This is a genomic window from Rhodocyclus purpureus (assembly GCF_016653115.1).
Taxonomy (GTDB): Bacteria; Pseudomonadota; Gammaproteobacteria; order Burkholderiales; family Rhodocyclaceae; genus Rhodocyclus; species Rhodocyclus purpureus.
On record NZ_NHRX01000048.1, the window covers coordinates 1 to 14,651 of the forward strand.

Annotated in this window: 15 protein-coding genes; 14 read left to right on the forward strand and 1 reads right to left on the reverse strand. The window is 66.3% G+C overall.

The window, feature by feature from the left end; translation table 11 throughout:
- The first annotated feature begins 361 nt into the window (after positions 1-361).
- Genes CCR84_RS09705 through CCR84_RS09770 form a run of 14 tightly spaced genes read left to right on the forward strand, consistent with a single transcriptional unit; the run spans position 362 to position 10,603 of the window.
- A complete protein-coding gene (locus tag CCR84_RS09705; RefSeq protein ID WP_201211735.1) occupies positions 362-1,966 on the forward strand; it encodes a phage tail tape measure protein in 1,605 nt (534 codons plus the stop codon).
- 1 nt (position 1,967) lies between these two features.
- Positions 1,968-3,137: a DNA circularization protein gene (locus CCR84_RS09710; protein WP_201211736.1), complete on the forward strand. Its 1,170-nt coding sequence runs from the start codon at positions 1,968-1,970 to the stop codon at positions 3,135-3,137.
- Positions 3,138-3,139: 2 nt separating this feature from the next.
- The gene (locus CCR84_RS09715) at positions 3,140-4,309 is read left to right on the forward strand and encodes a phage baseplate assembly protein (protein WP_201211737.1); all 1,170 of its coding nucleotides are present in this window, start codon (positions 3,140-3,142) and stop codon (positions 4,307-4,309) included.
- A complete protein-coding gene (locus CCR84_RS09720; RefSeq protein WP_201211738.1) occupies positions 4,306-4,890 on the forward strand; it encodes a phage baseplate assembly protein V in 585 nt (194 codons plus the stop codon). The genes CCR84_RS09715 and CCR84_RS09720 overlap by 4 nt, the downstream gene beginning before the upstream one ends.
- A 3-nt stretch (positions 4,891-4,893) precedes the next feature.
- Positions 4,894-5,340 (forward strand): phage GP46 family protein, encoded by a 447-nt coding sequence (locus CCR84_RS09725; protein WP_201211739.1) that lies wholly within the window; start codon positions 4,894-4,896, stop codon positions 5,338-5,340.
- Position 5,341: 1 nt separating this feature from the next.
- Positions 5,342-6,406 carry a baseplate J/gp47 family protein gene (locus CCR84_RS09730; protein ID WP_201211741.1) on the forward strand — a complete coding sequence of 355 codons (1,065 nt, stop codon included), beginning with the start codon at positions 5,342-5,344 and terminating at the stop codon, positions 6,404-6,406.
- Positions 6,397-6,999: a YmfQ family protein gene (locus CCR84_RS09735; protein ID WP_201211742.1), complete on the forward strand. Its 603-nt coding sequence runs from the start codon at positions 6,397-6,399 to the stop codon at positions 6,997-6,999. Before CCR84_RS09730 ends, CCR84_RS09735 begins: the two co-directional genes overlap by 10 nt.
- Complete coding sequence (locus CCR84_RS09740; protein ID WP_201211743.1) at positions 7,000-7,965, forward strand: hypothetical protein; 966 nt, start codon at positions 7,000-7,002, stop codon at positions 7,963-7,965.
- A gap of 10 nt (positions 7,966-7,975) precedes the next feature.
- Positions 7,976-8,458: a DUF4376 domain-containing protein gene (locus CCR84_RS09745; protein WP_201211744.1), complete on the forward strand. Its 483-nt coding sequence runs from the start codon at positions 7,976-7,978 to the stop codon at positions 8,456-8,458.
- A 2-nt stretch (positions 8,459-8,460) separates the two neighbouring features.
- Positions 8,461-8,928 carry a YiiX/YebB-like N1pC/P60 family cysteine hydrolase gene (locus CCR84_RS09750; RefSeq protein WP_201211745.1) on the forward strand — a complete coding sequence of 156 codons (468 nt, stop codon included), beginning with the start codon at positions 8,461-8,463 and terminating at the stop codon, positions 8,926-8,928.
- Between the two features lie 56 nt (positions 8,929-8,984).
- Entirely contained in the window at positions 8,985-9,362 is a 378-nt protein-coding gene (locus tag CCR84_RS09755; protein ID WP_201211746.1) for a hypothetical protein, read from the forward strand.
- Positions 9,359-9,691, forward strand: a complete 333-nt coding sequence (locus CCR84_RS09760; RefSeq protein ID WP_207186263.1) for a hypothetical protein — start codon at positions 9,359-9,361, stop codon at positions 9,689-9,691. Before CCR84_RS09755 ends, CCR84_RS09760 begins: the two co-directional genes overlap by 4 nt.
- Positions 9,678-10,205, forward strand: coding sequence for a glycoside hydrolase family 19 protein (locus CCR84_RS09765; RefSeq protein WP_201211748.1), 528 nt, complete (start codon positions 9,678-9,680; stop codon positions 10,203-10,205). Before CCR84_RS09760 ends, CCR84_RS09765 begins: the two co-directional genes overlap by 14 nt.
- Positions 10,202-10,603, forward strand: a complete 402-nt coding sequence (locus CCR84_RS09770) for a hypothetical protein (protein ID WP_201211749.1) — start codon at positions 10,202-10,204, stop codon at positions 10,601-10,603. The genes CCR84_RS09765 and CCR84_RS09770 overlap by 4 nt, the downstream gene beginning before the upstream one ends.
- A 287-nt stretch (positions 10,604-10,890) precedes the next feature.
- On the opposite strand, the gene CCR84_RS09775 is transcribed toward CCR84_RS09770, so the two are convergent.
- Positions 10,891-14,139, reverse strand: coding sequence for a CHASE domain-containing protein (locus CCR84_RS09775; protein ID WP_201211751.1), 3,249 nt, complete (start codon positions 14,137-14,139; stop codon positions 10,891-10,893).
- Positions 14,140-14,651: the final 512 nt, after the last annotated feature.

The window sequence follows — 14,651 nt, forward strand, 5'->3', positions numbered from 1 at the left end:
GAAGTCCTTCTTTGATCGCTTAGGGCTGGTGTCGCTGCTCGATACGATGCGACGACTCCAGTGTATTCAATGAACCGCCGGATGCGGAACCGCACGTCCGGTGGTGTGAGAGGGCGACGGGGGTAACCCCGTCCCCTACTCGATACCGCGCTTCCTGCCGGTGTCTTTGCCGTGGCTGGCCTCCAGCTCGCCGCGCTCCTTGCCTTTTCCGGCTTCCTGCTCTGGATCGGGTGGGACATCGTGAAAGTGCTGTGGCGCTTCTTCTACGGGCTTTTCTCCCTGTTCTCCTGATCCACACCACTCCACCCCACATTCAACCGAACCCGCCCCCGAGGCGGGTTTTTTTATGGCTGGAACTGCCATGGCGCAGCAGAACAAGACAGAGATCGTGATTGCCGCCGTCGATAAGGCAACCGCGACCCTCAACCAGATCGGCGCGCGCATGGACGCGCTGACCAAGCCGGCGGCAGATCTCTCCAAGGCCTTCGGCAAGCTCTACGACGCCACCGGCCTGGGCGCCGTCAAGAAAGCGGTCGGCGGACTCAAGGACTCCATCCTTGGCCTGGGCAGCGCCATGATCGGCATCGGCGGCGTCTATTCCGGAACGGTCGGCTCGCTCATCATGGCCGGCAACCACGCCGTCGACGTTGCCGACAAGATCGGCGACCTCTCGGCGCGCTACCAGATCCACGCCAACACGCTGCAGGTGTACGGCGCGATGGTCGAAGAGGCCGGCGGCAGCACCGAAGACGCCGCGGCGGCGATGGGCAAGCTCAACAAGGCCATCAACGAAGCCATCCACGGCGGCAAGGAACAAGCCGCCGCCTTCGCCGGGGTCGGCATCAGCATCGAGAAGCTGAAGAAGATGTCCCCCGAGCAGGTCATGGAACAGATGGCCGACGCCTTCAAGGGGTCCGAGCAGGACATGGCGAAGCAGGCCGTTCTGCTCGAATTGATGGGCAAGAACGGCACCGTGTTCATGGACGTCATGAACAAGGGCTCCGACGAGTACCGCAAGCGCCTCGAGGAGATGCGCGCCGACGGCTCGCTCCTGTCCGAGGAGCAGCTGCAGCAGGCCGACGACTACGACAAGACGTGGAAGCGCCTGCAGCGCACCCTCGACGGTATCAAGACGGCGCTCGGGCTCAAGCTCGCCCATGCGCTCGAAGCGACGGTGCAGGGCATCCAGCAGTGGATCGTCGCCAACCGCGCGCTGATCGACCAGAAGTTCGACGCCTTTCTCGCGAAGCTGCCGGACATCCTGGCCATCGGCCGGGACATGATGATCGGCCTGTGGGGCGTCGTCGAGAAAGTCGGCGGCGCCTTCAAGATCCTCAACGGCCTGCTCGGCCCGACCGGCGGCACCCTGTTGCTGGTCGTGGGGATCATGTCGCCGCTGATCATGGCCGCCGGCCAGCTTGCCTTCACCATCGGCAAGGCAGCGTGGATCCTCGGCAACTTCACCGGCGTGATCCCGCTCGCCGTGAAGGCGCTATCCGGCCTGTGGTCGGTCATGCTCGCCAACCCGTTCGCCGTCCTCGCCGCCGCCGTCGTCGGGCTTGGAGTGCTCGTCTACACGAACTGGGACAACATCGTCCAGTACGTCAGCGGTGCGTGGGAGCGCATCAAGTCGGTGTTCGACGTCGGCTTCTTCGACGGACTGATCCAGGTCTGGCTGGAGAGCTGGCAGGCGCTCGCGAACAGCATCATCGGCATCATCAAGAGCCTGACGCCCGAATTCCTGATGCCGGAAGCCTTCAAGAACTTCCAGTTCAGCTTTGCCACCGACCGGGCGCAGTCGGTGACCACGGCAGCCGCAGCCGCCCAGGCGCAGCGGCAGGACATCACGAACACCGTGCGCCTGGTGATCGACGCCGAAGGGCGGCCGCGAGTGAAAGAACTGGCCGCTGGATCGCAGAACACGACCATCGACGTGTCCGCCGGTCTGGCGATGGCGGGAGTCTGACATGGCATGGCGTGACAAGCTCCGACCGGCATCCTTTCGCGGGGTGCCGTTCAAGGTCGATACCGCGACGCTGACGGCGGGGAGGCGCCTGGCGCGGCACGAGTACCCGCAGCGGGATATCCCGTTCATGGAGGACATGGGCCGCAAGGCGCGCGAGTACAAGGTCGAGGCCTTGATCGTCGGCGCCGACTACATGGACGGGCGCGACGCCCTGATTGCAGCGATCGAGGAATCCGGCGCCGGCCAACTGGTGCATCCGTACTACGGCACCCTGCAGGTGGTGGTCGCCGGCGAATGCCAGATCACGGAATCGACGCAGCACGGCGGCCTGGCGCGGATCACCATCCCCTTCATCGAGGCGGGCCAGCAGCAGGAGCCCGAGGCGGCGACCGACACTCAAGCGGTGCTCGCTGCGCAGTACGAAACCTGCGACGCCGCCTTCGCTGCCGACTTTGCCGAGGATTTCAGCATCGACGGCCAGCCGGACTTCGTGGTGCAGGACGCGCTGGATTCGGTCAACGCCGCGCTCAGACTGCCCGGGATGTCGCTGGGTAACCTGGCGTCGGTCCGGGCCAACCCGCTGTCGCCGCTGAGCACGCTGCTGCCGGAGAACCTGCTGACGTCGCTGGGAAATCCACAGAGATTGGCGCGGGGGCTGCTCGCCCTGGTGCGCAACACCAGCAACGTGCTCGGCCTGTTCGACTTCGCCCTGCCGCAGGTGGCGAGCGGCGTGCAGACGCCGGCACGAACCGCGCAGAACAGCAATCGGTCGGCGCTCGACGGGCTGATCCGGCAGGCCGCCACGGCGCGCCGGATCATGGAGCTCGTGAGCAGCGAGCCGGCCACCTTGGACGACGCCCGCGCCGCCCGATCCGAAATCGTCAGCCGCGCCGACGCGGTCCTGCTGACCGAAAGCACCGGGCAGGCCGCGGGCGATGCCCTGGTGCAGTTGCGCACCGACGCCGTGGCTCATTTCGCGACGATCACGCCCAGCCTGCCGCGCTTGACGCGCCTGCTCCCCCAGGCGGTGCGGCCGTCGCTGGTGCTCGCGCATGACTTTTACGGCGACGACTGGCTGGCCGCCGGGCGTGAGGACGAGATCATCGCGCGCAACCGCGTCCGCCACCCCGGCTTCGTGCCGGCTGGACAGACCGTCTTACTGGTGACCTGAACATGGACAACCTCAACCGCCTGACGCTCAAGGTCGGCGGGCAAGTGTTCGCCGGCTGGAAGTCGGTAGGCATTCGCCTTGGACTGGAGCAGATCGCCGGCACCTACGAGCTGGCGATCACCGAGCGCTGGCCCAACCAGCCGCGGGAATGGAGCATCCCGCCCGGCGAATTCTGCGAGCTCCGGATCGGCGACGACGTCGTGATCTGCGGCTACGTCGACGCCGTTTCGGTCAGCTACGACGCCAACAGCCACGAGATCAGGGTCAGCGGTCGGGACCGTACCGGCGACCTGGTCGACTGCTCGGCGCCGTCGTCTGCCTTCTCCGGGCTCACCTTCCTGCAGATCGCCGAGAAGCTGACCGCGCCCTACGGCATCACCGTCCATGACGAAACCGCAGTCGGACGCAAGCTCTCGACGCAGGAGAAGAAGGTCGGCAAGCAGGGCACCCCGCCGAAGTCGCCTCGCGTCGGCGGCAAGCTGCCGAAGTGCGCGATCCAGAACGGCGAGAGCGTCTTCCGCACCCTGGACAAGCTCGCGCGCAGCGAGGGCGTGCTGCTGGTTTCCGACGGTGAAGGCGGGCTGCTCATCACCCGCGCGGGAATGCGCGGCGACTGCGCCACCGTGCTCAAGTTCGGCGAGAACATACTCCGCGCCCAGTTCGAGCACAGCCACGCCAACCTCTACAGCCAGATCACGGTCAAGGGGCAGATGGCCGCCGCCGATGCCGGCAAGTTCGACGTCACGCATGCGCAGCCCAAAGGCAGCGTCAGCCGGGCCGGCGGCGCGCAGACAGGCAGCAGCCAGATTGCCCGCTACCGGCCGCTGATCCTGATTGCCGAGACCCAGGCGGACGGCCGGCGCTGCCAGCAGCGCGCCGAATGGGAAGCCGCCAACCGCGAAGCCAAGGCCCGAAAAATCACCGTCACGGTGCAGGGATGGCGGCAGGAGAACGGCGAGCTGTGGAAAACTAACCAGCGCGTCAAGGTCGTCTGTCCCTGGATGCGCGTCGACGAGTGGTGGCTGATCGCGGGCATCTCGTTTCGGCTCGACGAAGGCGGCAGCCTGAGCGAGCTGACGCTCGTCGGCGAGAAGGCGTTCGAGCTGCTGCCGGAAATCCCCGAGCCGCAGGGCGGCGCGGCTGCCGGAAAGTTCAAGGTGGTCGGGAAATGATCGACGCCATCCAGAAGCTCACCGAAGGTCTGCGCGGCAAGGTGCAACTGATGATCGGCCGCGCGATCCTGACCGCGATCAACGACGGCGGCGCCATCCAGACCGCGCAAGCGCAGCTCCTGGCTGACGAAGTCCAGGACGGCGCCGAACGGATCCAGCAATACGGATTCAGCTCGGTACCGCTGTCCGGCGCCGAAGGCGTCCTCGTCTTCGTCGGCGGCAACCGCGACCATGGCCTGATCATCGCCACCGACGACCGGCGCCACCGCAAGAGCGGGCTGCAACCGGGCGAGGTCTGCCTCTACACCGACGAAGGCGACAGTATCGTCCTCAACCGCGGGCAGATCGTCCGCATCACGGCCGGGGCGCAGGTCGAAGTGACGGCGCCGGTGGTGACCCTCAAGGCCGCCACCAAGGTCAGGATGGAGACACCGCTCCTGGAAGTGACCGGCGACATCAAGGACAAGTGCGACAGCGGCGGCAAGACGATGTCCGGGATGCGGGCGAGCTACAACTCGCACACCCACAATGAGAACAACGCAGCGGGCGGCCCGACCCAGCCACCGAACCAGACGATGTAAGCCATGGACATTGCCACCTTCTTCGATGCCGCAGCCTGCCGCGGCGACTTCGCCGTCTCCGGAGGCGCGCTGTCGGCCGACTCCGATCTGCACACAGCGGTGCTGATCAGCCTATTCACCGACCGGCGCGCCGAGGCCGACGACGCCCTGCCTGACGCGGCCGCCTCGCGCCGTGGCTGGTGGGGCGACGCCCTCGGCAATCGGCGCATCGGCTCACGGCTGTGGCTGCTCTCGCGCGAGAAGCAACTACGGGAAGTCGTCAATCGCGCCCGGGAATACGCCGAGGAGGCGCTGGCCTGGCTGGTCGAGGACGGCATTGCCAAGCGCGTGACGGTGCATGCCGAGATCGTGCAGACCGGAATGATCGGGCTGGCCATCCAGATCGAACGCAACCAGGCACAGCCGGCGCGCTACCGCTACGAACTGGCCTGGAAAGAACTACGGAGCTGATATGCCCTTCGCACGACCGACACTGAGAACACTGATCGACCGGGCCATTGCCGACATCAACGCCCGGCTGCCGGACGCCGATGCCCGGCTGCCGTTTTCCAACCTCAACGTCCTGTCCTACGTCATCGGGGGCGCAACGCATGGGCTGTACGGCTTCCTGGACTGGATCGCCCGACAGGTCTTCCCGGATAGCGCAGAGGAGGAATATCTGCAGCGCTGGGGGACGATCTGGGGCGTGACGCGCAAGGCCGCGGCGCCGGCCACCGGCAGCGTCACCCTGACCGGAACGGCCGGGGCGATGGTGCCGACCGGGACGCTCCTGCAGCGGCCCGATGGACAGCAGTACCAGACGACCGCTGATGCCACGCTGGCCGGCGGCAGCGTCAACGCAGCGGTGGTTGCCGTCACCGCGGGAGAAGCGAGCAGTTGCGACGCCGGGGTCAGTCTCAGTCTGGTGTCGCCTGTCGCCGGGGTCAATTCTTCCGGTGTCGTCGCCTCAGGGGGGCTGACCGGCGGCGCCGACATCGAGACCGACGATGCCCTGCGCGCGCGGCTGCTGGCCCGCATCCAGCAGCCGCCGCATGGCGGCTCGGCGAATGACTACGTCACCTGGGCGCTGGAAGTGGCCGGGGTCACGCGCGCTTGGGTGTATCCGCAGGAACTGGGCCTCGGCACGGTGACCGTGCGCTTCGTCCGCGACAACGACGGAACCGGTGCGGACATCATCCCCGGCGCCGCCGAGGTCGCAGCGGTGCAGGCCTACATCGACGCGCGCCGCCCGGTGACGGCGGATGTCACGGTGGTCGCGCCGAACCCTGTGCCACTGAACTTCCAGATCCAGGGCCTCACCCCGAACACCGCCGCCGTGCAGTCTGCCGTCCAGACAGAACTGCAGGATCTGCTCCTGCGCGAGGCAGTGCCCGGCGGAACGATCCTGCTCTCGCACATCCGCGCGGCGATCTCGGCCGCAGCGGGTGAGACCGACTACATGCTCCTGTCGCCGTCGGCCAACGTGACCAACACCACCGGCAACATGAGCACCATGGGGACGATCACATGGTCCTGACCGAAACCGACTACCTGAGGCAGTTGCAGGCGCTGCTGCCGTCCGGCCCTGCCTGGCCCAAGGACGACGACGCCACGCTGACCAAGCTGCTCGGCGCCATCGCTGCCGAGCTGGCCCGCCTCGATGCCGGCGCCGGGGCCGTCATCGACGAGTCAGACCCGCGCGGCGCGCAGGCGATGCTCTCCGACTGGGAGCGCGTCTGTGGCCTGCCAGACACCTGCGCGTCAGGCGTCGCCACAACCCTGCAGGAACGCCGCGCGGCGGTCGTCGCCAAGCTGACCACGCAGAGCGGCGCCAGTCGTGCGTACTTTCTGGCGCTGGCCGCAGCGATGGGCTACCCGGTCGAGATCGACGAGTTCCGGCCGTTTGTCGCCGGCGTCAATCGCTGCGGAGAGAGGCTCGGTGGCGCTCCCGCAGTTCGCCATCAGTGGCGCGTTCGCGTCGCCGGACCGCGCTACACCGCGTTCCGCACCGGCGCCAGTCAGGCCGGCGACCTGCTCGGCAAGCTCGATCGCGCCGCCGACCTGGAGTGCAAGCTGAATCGCCTGAAGCCGGCGCATACCCGGCTGATTTTTTCCTATGAGGGGGTGTAAATGAAATATGTCCAACCACTCGGCGCCGCTGCTGATGCGCCGTACGTCGACGCCAATCCCGCGGCCGGGATCGAGGGTTCTGCAGTGCCGGCAGCGGCGATCGAACATCCGATGCGCGAGATCGAGGCCGTGATCACGGCAGCAGGGCTGACGCCGTCGTCAACCGAGCTCACGCAGCTGCTGCAGGCTATCATCAAGATAGCGCGTCAAGACATTCAGTCGATCACGGCGACTGTCGCTGCAAATGCGCTGGTGCTTGGCCTGAACGCTACCTCGCTTGACTTCCGGTCGTCTTCGCTCACTAGTGGGACGCCGAATAAGCGCATCATTTCAGCGCCGCTGTCGCTGGTTGTTCCGTCCGGAGCGACGCTCGGTACAGTCAGCGGCCAGTCGGCTCGTCTTGTCATGATCGCCATCGATAACGCTGGGGCAGTCGAGCTTGCGGTCGTCAATCTTGCAGGCGGCAAAAATCTCGATGAAACGACGCTGATTTCGACTACTGCGATCAGTGCGTCTGCGACGTCGTCGAATGTCTTCTACTCGACAACGGCGAGAGCTTCCGTACCTTTCCGCGTCGTCGGATTTGTCGATATCACGGAAGTGACAGCTGGCACTTGGGCGACGGCTCCGACCACGGTACAAGGGGGAGGGGGGCAAGCCCTGGCTGCGCTGTCGTCTCTCGGCTACGGGCAGACATGGCAGGCCGTTACCCGTGCAGCCGGGACGACTTATTACAATACGACAGGGCGGCCAATTTTTGCTTCTTGGTCCTTTGTGTTTAACGCCGGTACAAATGCGAACTGGACGATAAATGGAGTTCCCAACAATAGCCCACGGGCAAACCCGGCAGGTACAGGGGGGCAGCAAACCGTGTCAATGGAAATCCTGATCCCCCCCGGGGCTTCATATTCGCTGAATATTACAACTGGGTCAGCGACGCTGTCCTATGCATTTGAACTCCGTTAATGAGGACGCCATGCCTTTCTATAAATCTCCCGACAACGCCCTGCACGAGCTCGACGACGAAGCCTTCGAGCACCTTCTGCCGGCAAACAGCGTCAGGATCACCGAAGCCGAGGCCGCTGCATTGCAGAAGCCGACGTTCGACGAGGCCGAGACGGCAGCGTGGGCCGCTATCAAATCCGAGCGCGACCGGCGAACGGAGGGCGGCTTCAAGGTCGGCGACAAGTGGTTCCACTCCGACCAGAAAAGCCGCAGTCAGCAGCTCGCTCTCGTGCTGCTGGGGGCCGGCATCCCCGCCGGCCTGCAGTGGAAGACGATGGACGGCAGCTTCGTCACCATGACCGCTGCGCTGGCACAGCAACTCCTGGCCGCGGCCGCCGCCAGCGAGCAGGCGATTTTCGCCGCAGCCGAGACGCATCGGCGGGCGATGGAAGCCAGCGCCGACCCGGCCGGCTACGACTACTCGTCGGGCTGGCCCAAGGTCTTCGGAGAGTAGCCATGGCCAGCATCCGCCTGCTCTTCTCCACCTCGCACCATCCGATCAGCGCGGCGATCCGGGCCTGCACCTGGTCGAAGTGGTCGCACGTTGCCCTGCTCGATGGCCCGTTCGCGATCGAGGCAGTGGCAACCGGCGTGCGCAAGGTGCCGGCGCTCGAGGCGATGGACCGCGCCAAGCGGGCCGTCGCGGTCGAGCTGCAATGCCGGGATCCGCGCGCGGTGATCGCCGCCGCCGAGTCCCAGATCGGCAAACCCTACGACTTCGCCGCCATTGTCGGTTTCGGCCTGCGCCGGGATTGGCAGGAGGACGACCGCTGGTTCTGCTCCGAGCTGGTGGCCTGGGCCTTCCAGCGCGCCGGGCAGCCCCTGTTTCGAGCCGAATGCATGCACCGGATCACGCCGGAGCATCTCTGGATGCTCGCGCCGGCGCCGACGCCGCCCGACCGGGCGGTTTTCGTCACCCCCTGAAGGCCGCCCCGAGCGGCCTTTATTTTATGCAGCCAACTCCGAAGGGAAAAACAACAATGGCTGAACCATCGACCTCCGCAGGCGTGAGCCTGACGGTGATTTTCGTCGCGCTGCTCGGGCCCATGGCCGGCCCGTACGCGCTGATCGCCTTCGCCGCCCTCGCCGGCGCCATGTGGCCGCTCTCGGCCAGCACCACGGCTACCCGCCTGGCCGGCGCTTGGCTGCTGCTCCGCTGCACATCGATGGCCATCGTACTGACGGCCTTCCTGGCCAGCGGCATCGAGCGCGTCTGGGCGATCCCGGCGAACGAGGCGCTCGCCCCTGTTGCCCTGATCATCGGCGCACTGGGCAACGGTTGGCGCCCCGTGTTCGAGGCAATCGGGATCGCTATCAAGACGCTGGTCGGGCGAGCCGCGAGTGGAGGTCGCCAATGAGGGACGCCATGATCCTGGCGCACGAGTTGCTGTGCGTCGTCCTGCTCTACACCGTCTTCTGCCGCGCCGTCCGGACCGACCACACCGTGCGCGTCGATGTCCGCGCGGCGTTCTGCCTACTCGGCGCCGTCGCATGCATCGGCGTGCCGGCGCCGCTAATCTGGGACGGCGTCCCCAGTACATTCACCCTGGCGCTGCTCGCCGTGATCACCGTCGTCCAGGTTGTGACCGCGCGGCACTGGGCCAACGGGGTGCCGATCGGTTTCTACAAGCCGGAATGCACACGAGTGCACTGCAACGCGAAAGGATCCTGCAATGATCAGGCTTGACCAGTTCCGAAAGATTATCCCCTACGCCGGCCCCCGAGCCGGCGTTTTTCTGGGTCCGCTCAACGACGCAATGAGCGAATTCGGCATCGACACGCCGGCGCGCCAGGCGGCGTTCCTGGCGCAGATCGCGCACGAATCCGGCAGCCTGCGCTACCTGCGCGAGATCGCCGACGGCAGGGCCTACGAGGGCCGCACCGGCCTCGGCAACACCGAGCCCGGCGACGGGCCGCGCTTCAAGGGGCGCGGGCTGATCCAGATCACCGGACGGGCCAATTATCGCAGCTGCTCGGTTGCGTTGTACGGGGACGAAGACACCCTGCTGCGCCATCCCGAACTGCTTGAAGACGTTGTGCCGGCGTGTCGGTCGGCGGCGTGGTTCTGGTGGTTCAACGGCCTGAACAGCATCGCCGACGCCGGCGACTTCAGGAAGATCACCCGCATCGTCAACGGCGGCGTCAACGGCTACAACGAGCGGCTGGCCTATTACCAACGAGCCCAGACGGTGCTGGCATGATCAGCCCGACGACTGCGCTTGTCGGAGTCGCCGCCGTCCTCGCGATCGCCGCCGGAGGATTCCTGGCCGGGACGGAATGGGAGCAGGGCAGGGCGGCCGAAGCGGAAGCCGAGCAACTCCAGGCGACTGCCGACCGCCTCAGCCAGGCGCTGCAGGACAATCAAACGCTCGCGCGCGAACGCGCGCGCAGGAACGAGGAGAGGACGCATGCGAGGGACAACGCCTACCAAGCTGGGCTCGCCGATGCGCACCGCGCAGCGCGCGCTGATTGTGCTCGCGACGATCAGTCTATGCGCGTGCTCAACGCTGCCATCGACGCCGCCAACGCAGCAGGTGCCGCCGCCGGACGCATGCCTGCAGAAGTGCCAGCCGCTGCCGATGCCGACGAGCGCCAGTGACGAGGATGTCCGGGCGTGGGAGCATGGGGCGATCAGAGCGGCGGGCGCGTGCATCGCGCTGCATGCGGACTGTGTTGAGTGGCTCAGCCGCCTTATGCCATCGCCGTTTTTTGGCGGTCGCAATTAGACATTTTCGATTTATTAGACAACTGCGCCCGTCAAAGCCTTGCCGTTACTGGCTTTGCGCCTTTCCGTTTCTGGTTCGATCCCAGTACCGCCCACCAGGATTCCGGAAAACCAGCAGCCACGCATGGCCGCTGGTTTTTTTTCGCCTGTGCGCCGCCGGGCTAGGGCGCTGCCGCTTCGGTGCGAGGCGCGACGGCCTTCTCGGGCGTTTCTGCGGCGGCCAGCCAACGCTGCAGCGTCGCCATCAGTCGTTCGATGTGGATCGGTTTGGCCAGGAAATCGTCCATGCCCGCAGCCAGGCAGCGCTGGCGGTCTGCTTCGTAGGCGTCCGCGGTGATCGCAACGATGGGCACGCGCGGACGTCCGTTCTCGGCCTCGTGGCGACGGATCTGCCGGGTCGCCTCCAGTCCGTCCATCACCGGCATCTGCACGTCCATCAGGATGAGGTCGATCGGGTCGCCGCGCTCGATGGCGTCGACCGCCCGTCGCCCATCCTCGGCCAGCGCGAGACGGGCGCCGGTTTTCTTCAGCATCGCCGCCACGACGGTCCGGTTGACCGCGTTGTCGTCGACCACCAGTACCCGCGTCGGCAAGCGCACGAGTTCCGCTGCCGGGCGACCCGCTTCCGCTGCCGGCAGGTCGGCGTCGCCATCCGCTGTCGCATCGACGGCGGCGCGGATGCGGAACCAGAAGCGAGAGCCGACGCCCGCCGTGCTCTCGGCCCCCGCATCACCGCCCATCAGCCGCGAGTACTTCTGCACGATGAAGAGGCCCAGGCCGCTGCCGCCGAAGCGCCGCGTCGTCGAACTGTCGGCCTGCGAGAAGGCCGCGAACAGCAGAGCCTGCTTCTCATGCGCGATTCCGATCCCGGAGTCGCTGACGGAGAATTCGAGCAGTGCCAGGCTGTCATCGCGTTCGAGCTCGCGTGCTTCGATCCGGACCTGGCCCTGCTCGGTGAACTTGATCGCGTTGCTCACCAGATTGCACAGCATCTGGTGCAGGCGGTATGGGTCGCCGCGATAGCGATCGATGGGGGACACCCCAGACGCCGCCTCGAGGCGCAGCCCCTTGCCGTTCGCCGATTCGGCAAAGAGCGTGCTGACTTCGTCGACGATCCGCCCAGGGTGGAAGGTGACCGATTCGAGTTCGACCTTGTCCTCCTCGATCTTCGAAATGTCGAGGATGTCGTTGAGCAGCGCCAGCAGGGTTCGACCGGAGCCGAGGATGGTCTGCGCGTAGCGCAAGCGATCGGCTTCCTCGATCTCCGGCAGCGCCAGCATCTGCGCCATGCCGAGAATGCCATTCATCGGCGTGCGGATTTCATGGCTCATCGTCGCCAGGAAGCGGCTCTTGACCTGGCTGGCCGTCTCGGCGGCGCGCTGCGCATCGAGCAGGCGCTGTTCCGACAGCTTTTTCGCCGAGATGTCGAGCAGCGACCAGACCGACGAGTTTCCTGCCGCTCCCTCACCGGGATCGAGGCGCGCGCCCGAGATATCGCACCAGATGGCTGATCCGTCGTGGCGCCGGAGCTGAAATTCACTGCGGTGCACCTTGCCTGCCTGTACCAGTGGGTAAGCGCAAGCAGCGAACGCGCGGTAATCGTCGGCGTCGGCAAAGAGGATGCGAATCTCCTGTCCGACCAGTTCAGCGCGCGTGTAGCCGAGCATCTCGGCAAAGGTCGGGTTCACCCAGTCCAGCCGCTCCCCGTCGATCCTGGCCATGCCGACCACCTGACTTTGCAGGATCGCCTGCTGCTCGGCGAGCGCGACCTGCAGACGCCGCTCGCTCTCGCGCAGCGCTTCGCTCTGCCGCCTGATTTCGGCAGTCTGCGCCTCGACCTTGCGCGCCACCCGTGCGGCGCGGCCGGAACTGATCAGCGCCATGATCTGCAGCAGGCTGGCGATCAACAGCACGGCCAGCGTCACCAGCCAGGTCCACTGCCGCCAGTCGGCGAACGATGCGCGGTCGGGATAGACGGCGAGTTCCCACGAACGGTCCATGATCGTGATCGACGAGTTCCAGCGCAGATCGCTCGGCAACGCCGATGCGCCTGGTGCCGAGGCGAACAACAGCTGGCGTTCCGGGGCCGCCGCCGGATCGCGCAATTCGAAGCGGATCCCGGGCGGCATCGACTCGCCGATGGCGATGCTGACCATTTCGGCGACTTTCAGGACGCCGACCGCAAAACCCAGCAGTTCCCTGGACTGATCCGTTCCGTCTTCGCGCTGGCGATAAACCGGATGCAAGGCGAGCAGACCGACCAACTGCTGCTGGTCCTGGACCAGTGTCAGCGGCGCCGTGATCGCTGCACGGCCCGAGCGGCGCGCCGTCTCGATCGCTGCGGCGCGCACAGGCTCGGAGAAAATGTCGAAGCCGAGCGCAGGCAGATTGCTTGCCAGTGGTGCGATGTAGCTCACCGGAACGTACTCGGCGCGCGTGCCGGCGCGTACCAGTTGGCGCTGCGCGTCGCGCTCGCTGATGCGGAAAGCCATGCCTGGCAAGCGCCGGCCCATGTCGCGCTCGAACGCGGCGCGTCCGGCATCGCGCACCAGGGCATTGAAGCTCAGGGCCGAAATATCGCGGTTATCCTGCAGCGTGATCCGGGTGAAGTGATCGAAGTCGGCGAAGCCGAGCGCCGGGTTCACCTCGATCAGGCGGCTCAGGCTTGCCAGGACCTCGCCGTAAGCCTTCAGGCGCAGCTGGATGCGCTGCTCGATATCCTTGGCCTGCGCACGGATCACCTCCCGCCGGGATTCCTGCTCCTGCCTGGCGGCACTCGTCGATAGCAGGAAGGTGGTTGGCAGTACCAGCACCAGCAGGGTGGCGATGGTCGGCAGGCGCTCGCGCCACTCCACCTCGGCGCGTCGGAAGCAGGCCAGGAAAATGGGCGCGAAGAGGACGACGCCGAAGCAGTCGCCGCACCACCACGCCAGCCACGACCAGGCGAGGTCAGCGGTGCCGAGTTCGCCGGCCAACCAGAGTACCGGCACGCCACAGGAAGCCGAGATGAGGCACGCAAGCGGCCCGCCGAGCGCCAGGAAGCGCAGGATGTCGGGGAGTTCCTCGAGCCTTTGCCAGCGCTCGGGCAGGAAGCGTCGGATCAATGCGGCGCCGGCCCACGCCTGCAGCATCACTCCCGTCGCCATCGCTGCGGCCGCGAGGACGGTGGCGATCGCCAGACGATCGTGCCAGTGGAAGGCGAAGATCTCGACCGCGAACGACCCGGCCCAGACGGCAGCGAGCCAGCGCCTGCCCGCGTGCAGCGCCAGAATCAGCGCCAGGCCGGCGGGTATGAAGAAAATACTGGCGTAGCCGGGTGGAATGACCAGAGACAGGGAGAGCAGACCCAGTAACGCGTAGCCGACGCTGCCGACGACCAACTCGCGAACCTTCGGTGCTGCTACGCTCACCTTGAAACTCCCGGGATACCTCCTGGCGCACGAGGCGGACCTGAGTCTACGACGAGCGGGGGCAGTAAATCGCGGCGGTCTTCAGCCTTGCCGCTGCGTGGGCGAAATTATACGAATTCGGAGCAGGCAGTACCAAGGACAACGTTATCGTGAAACAGCAGCCTGCGCTCATCCTCGATGCGGGCCTGCCGAAGCCGTCGCGATCACCAGCTCGTCATCGCGAGCCCGAAGGGCGTGGCGATCCAGTGTGTAGGTCTCGCATCGTGCAGGGCGAGGAGACGGAAGAACGCACTGGATTGCCACGGCGCTACGCGCCTCGCAATGACGGCAGTGCCGGGAGTAGATGCAGAGTGTCTTAGACCGTAACGTCATCGCGAGCCCGCAGGGCGTGGCGATCCAGTACGTAGGTCTCGCATTCTGCAGGTCGAGGAGACGGAAGAACGCACTGGATTGCCACGGCGCTACGCGCCTCGCAATGACGGCAGTGCCGGGAGTGGATGCAGAGTGTCTTA

Bases quoted from the DNA above. Each gene is read 5' to 3' on its own strand.
- CCR84_RS09735 (WP_201211742.1), top strand. From the start codon at position 6,397: ATGGTCCTGACCGAAACCGACTACCTGAGGCAGTTGCAGGCGCTGCTG.
- CCR84_RS09705 (WP_201211735.1), top strand. From the start codon at position 362: ATGGCGCAGCAGAACAAGACAGAGATCGTGATTGCCGCCGTCGATAAG.
- CCR84_RS09710 (WP_201211736.1), top strand. From the start codon at position 1,968: ATGGCATGGCGTGACAAGCTCCGACCGGCATCCTTTCGCGGGGTGCCG.
- CCR84_RS09740 (WP_201211743.1), top strand. From the start codon at position 7,000: ATGAAATATGTCCAACCACTCGGCGCCGCTGCTGATGCGCCGTACGTC.
- CCR84_RS09745 (WP_201211744.1), top strand. From the start codon at position 7,976: ATGCCTTTCTATAAATCTCCCGACAACGCCCTGCACGAGCTCGACGAC.
- CCR84_RS09770 (WP_201211749.1), top strand. From the start codon at position 10,202: ATGATCAGCCCGACGACTGCGCTTGTCGGAGTCGCCGCCGTCCTCGCG.
- CCR84_RS09755 (WP_201211746.1), top strand. From the start codon at position 8,985: ATGGCTGAACCATCGACCTCCGCAGGCGTGAGCCTGACGGTGATTTTC.
- CCR84_RS09725 (WP_201211739.1), top strand. From the start codon at position 4,894: ATGGACATTGCCACCTTCTTCGATGCCGCAGCCTGCCGCGGCGACTTC.
- CCR84_RS09750 (WP_201211745.1), top strand. From the start codon at position 8,461: ATGGCCAGCATCCGCCTGCTCTTCTCCACCTCGCACCATCCGATCAGC.
- CCR84_RS09760 (WP_207186263.1), top strand. From the start codon at position 9,359: ATGAGGGACGCCATGATCCTGGCGCACGAGTTGCTGTGCGTCGTCCTG.
- CCR84_RS09715 (WP_201211737.1), top strand. From the start codon at position 3,140: ATGGACAACCTCAACCGCCTGACGCTCAAGGTCGGCGGGCAAGTGTTC.
- CCR84_RS09730 (WP_201211741.1), top strand. From the start codon at position 5,342: ATGCCCTTCGCACGACCGACACTGAGAACACTGATCGACCGGGCCATT.
- CCR84_RS09765 (WP_201211748.1), top strand. From the start codon at position 9,678: ATGATCAGGCTTGACCAGTTCCGAAAGATTATCCCCTACGCCGGCCCC.
- CCR84_RS09720 (WP_201211738.1), top strand. From the start codon at position 4,306: ATGATCGACGCCATCCAGAAGCTCACCGAAGGTCTGCGCGGCAAGGTG.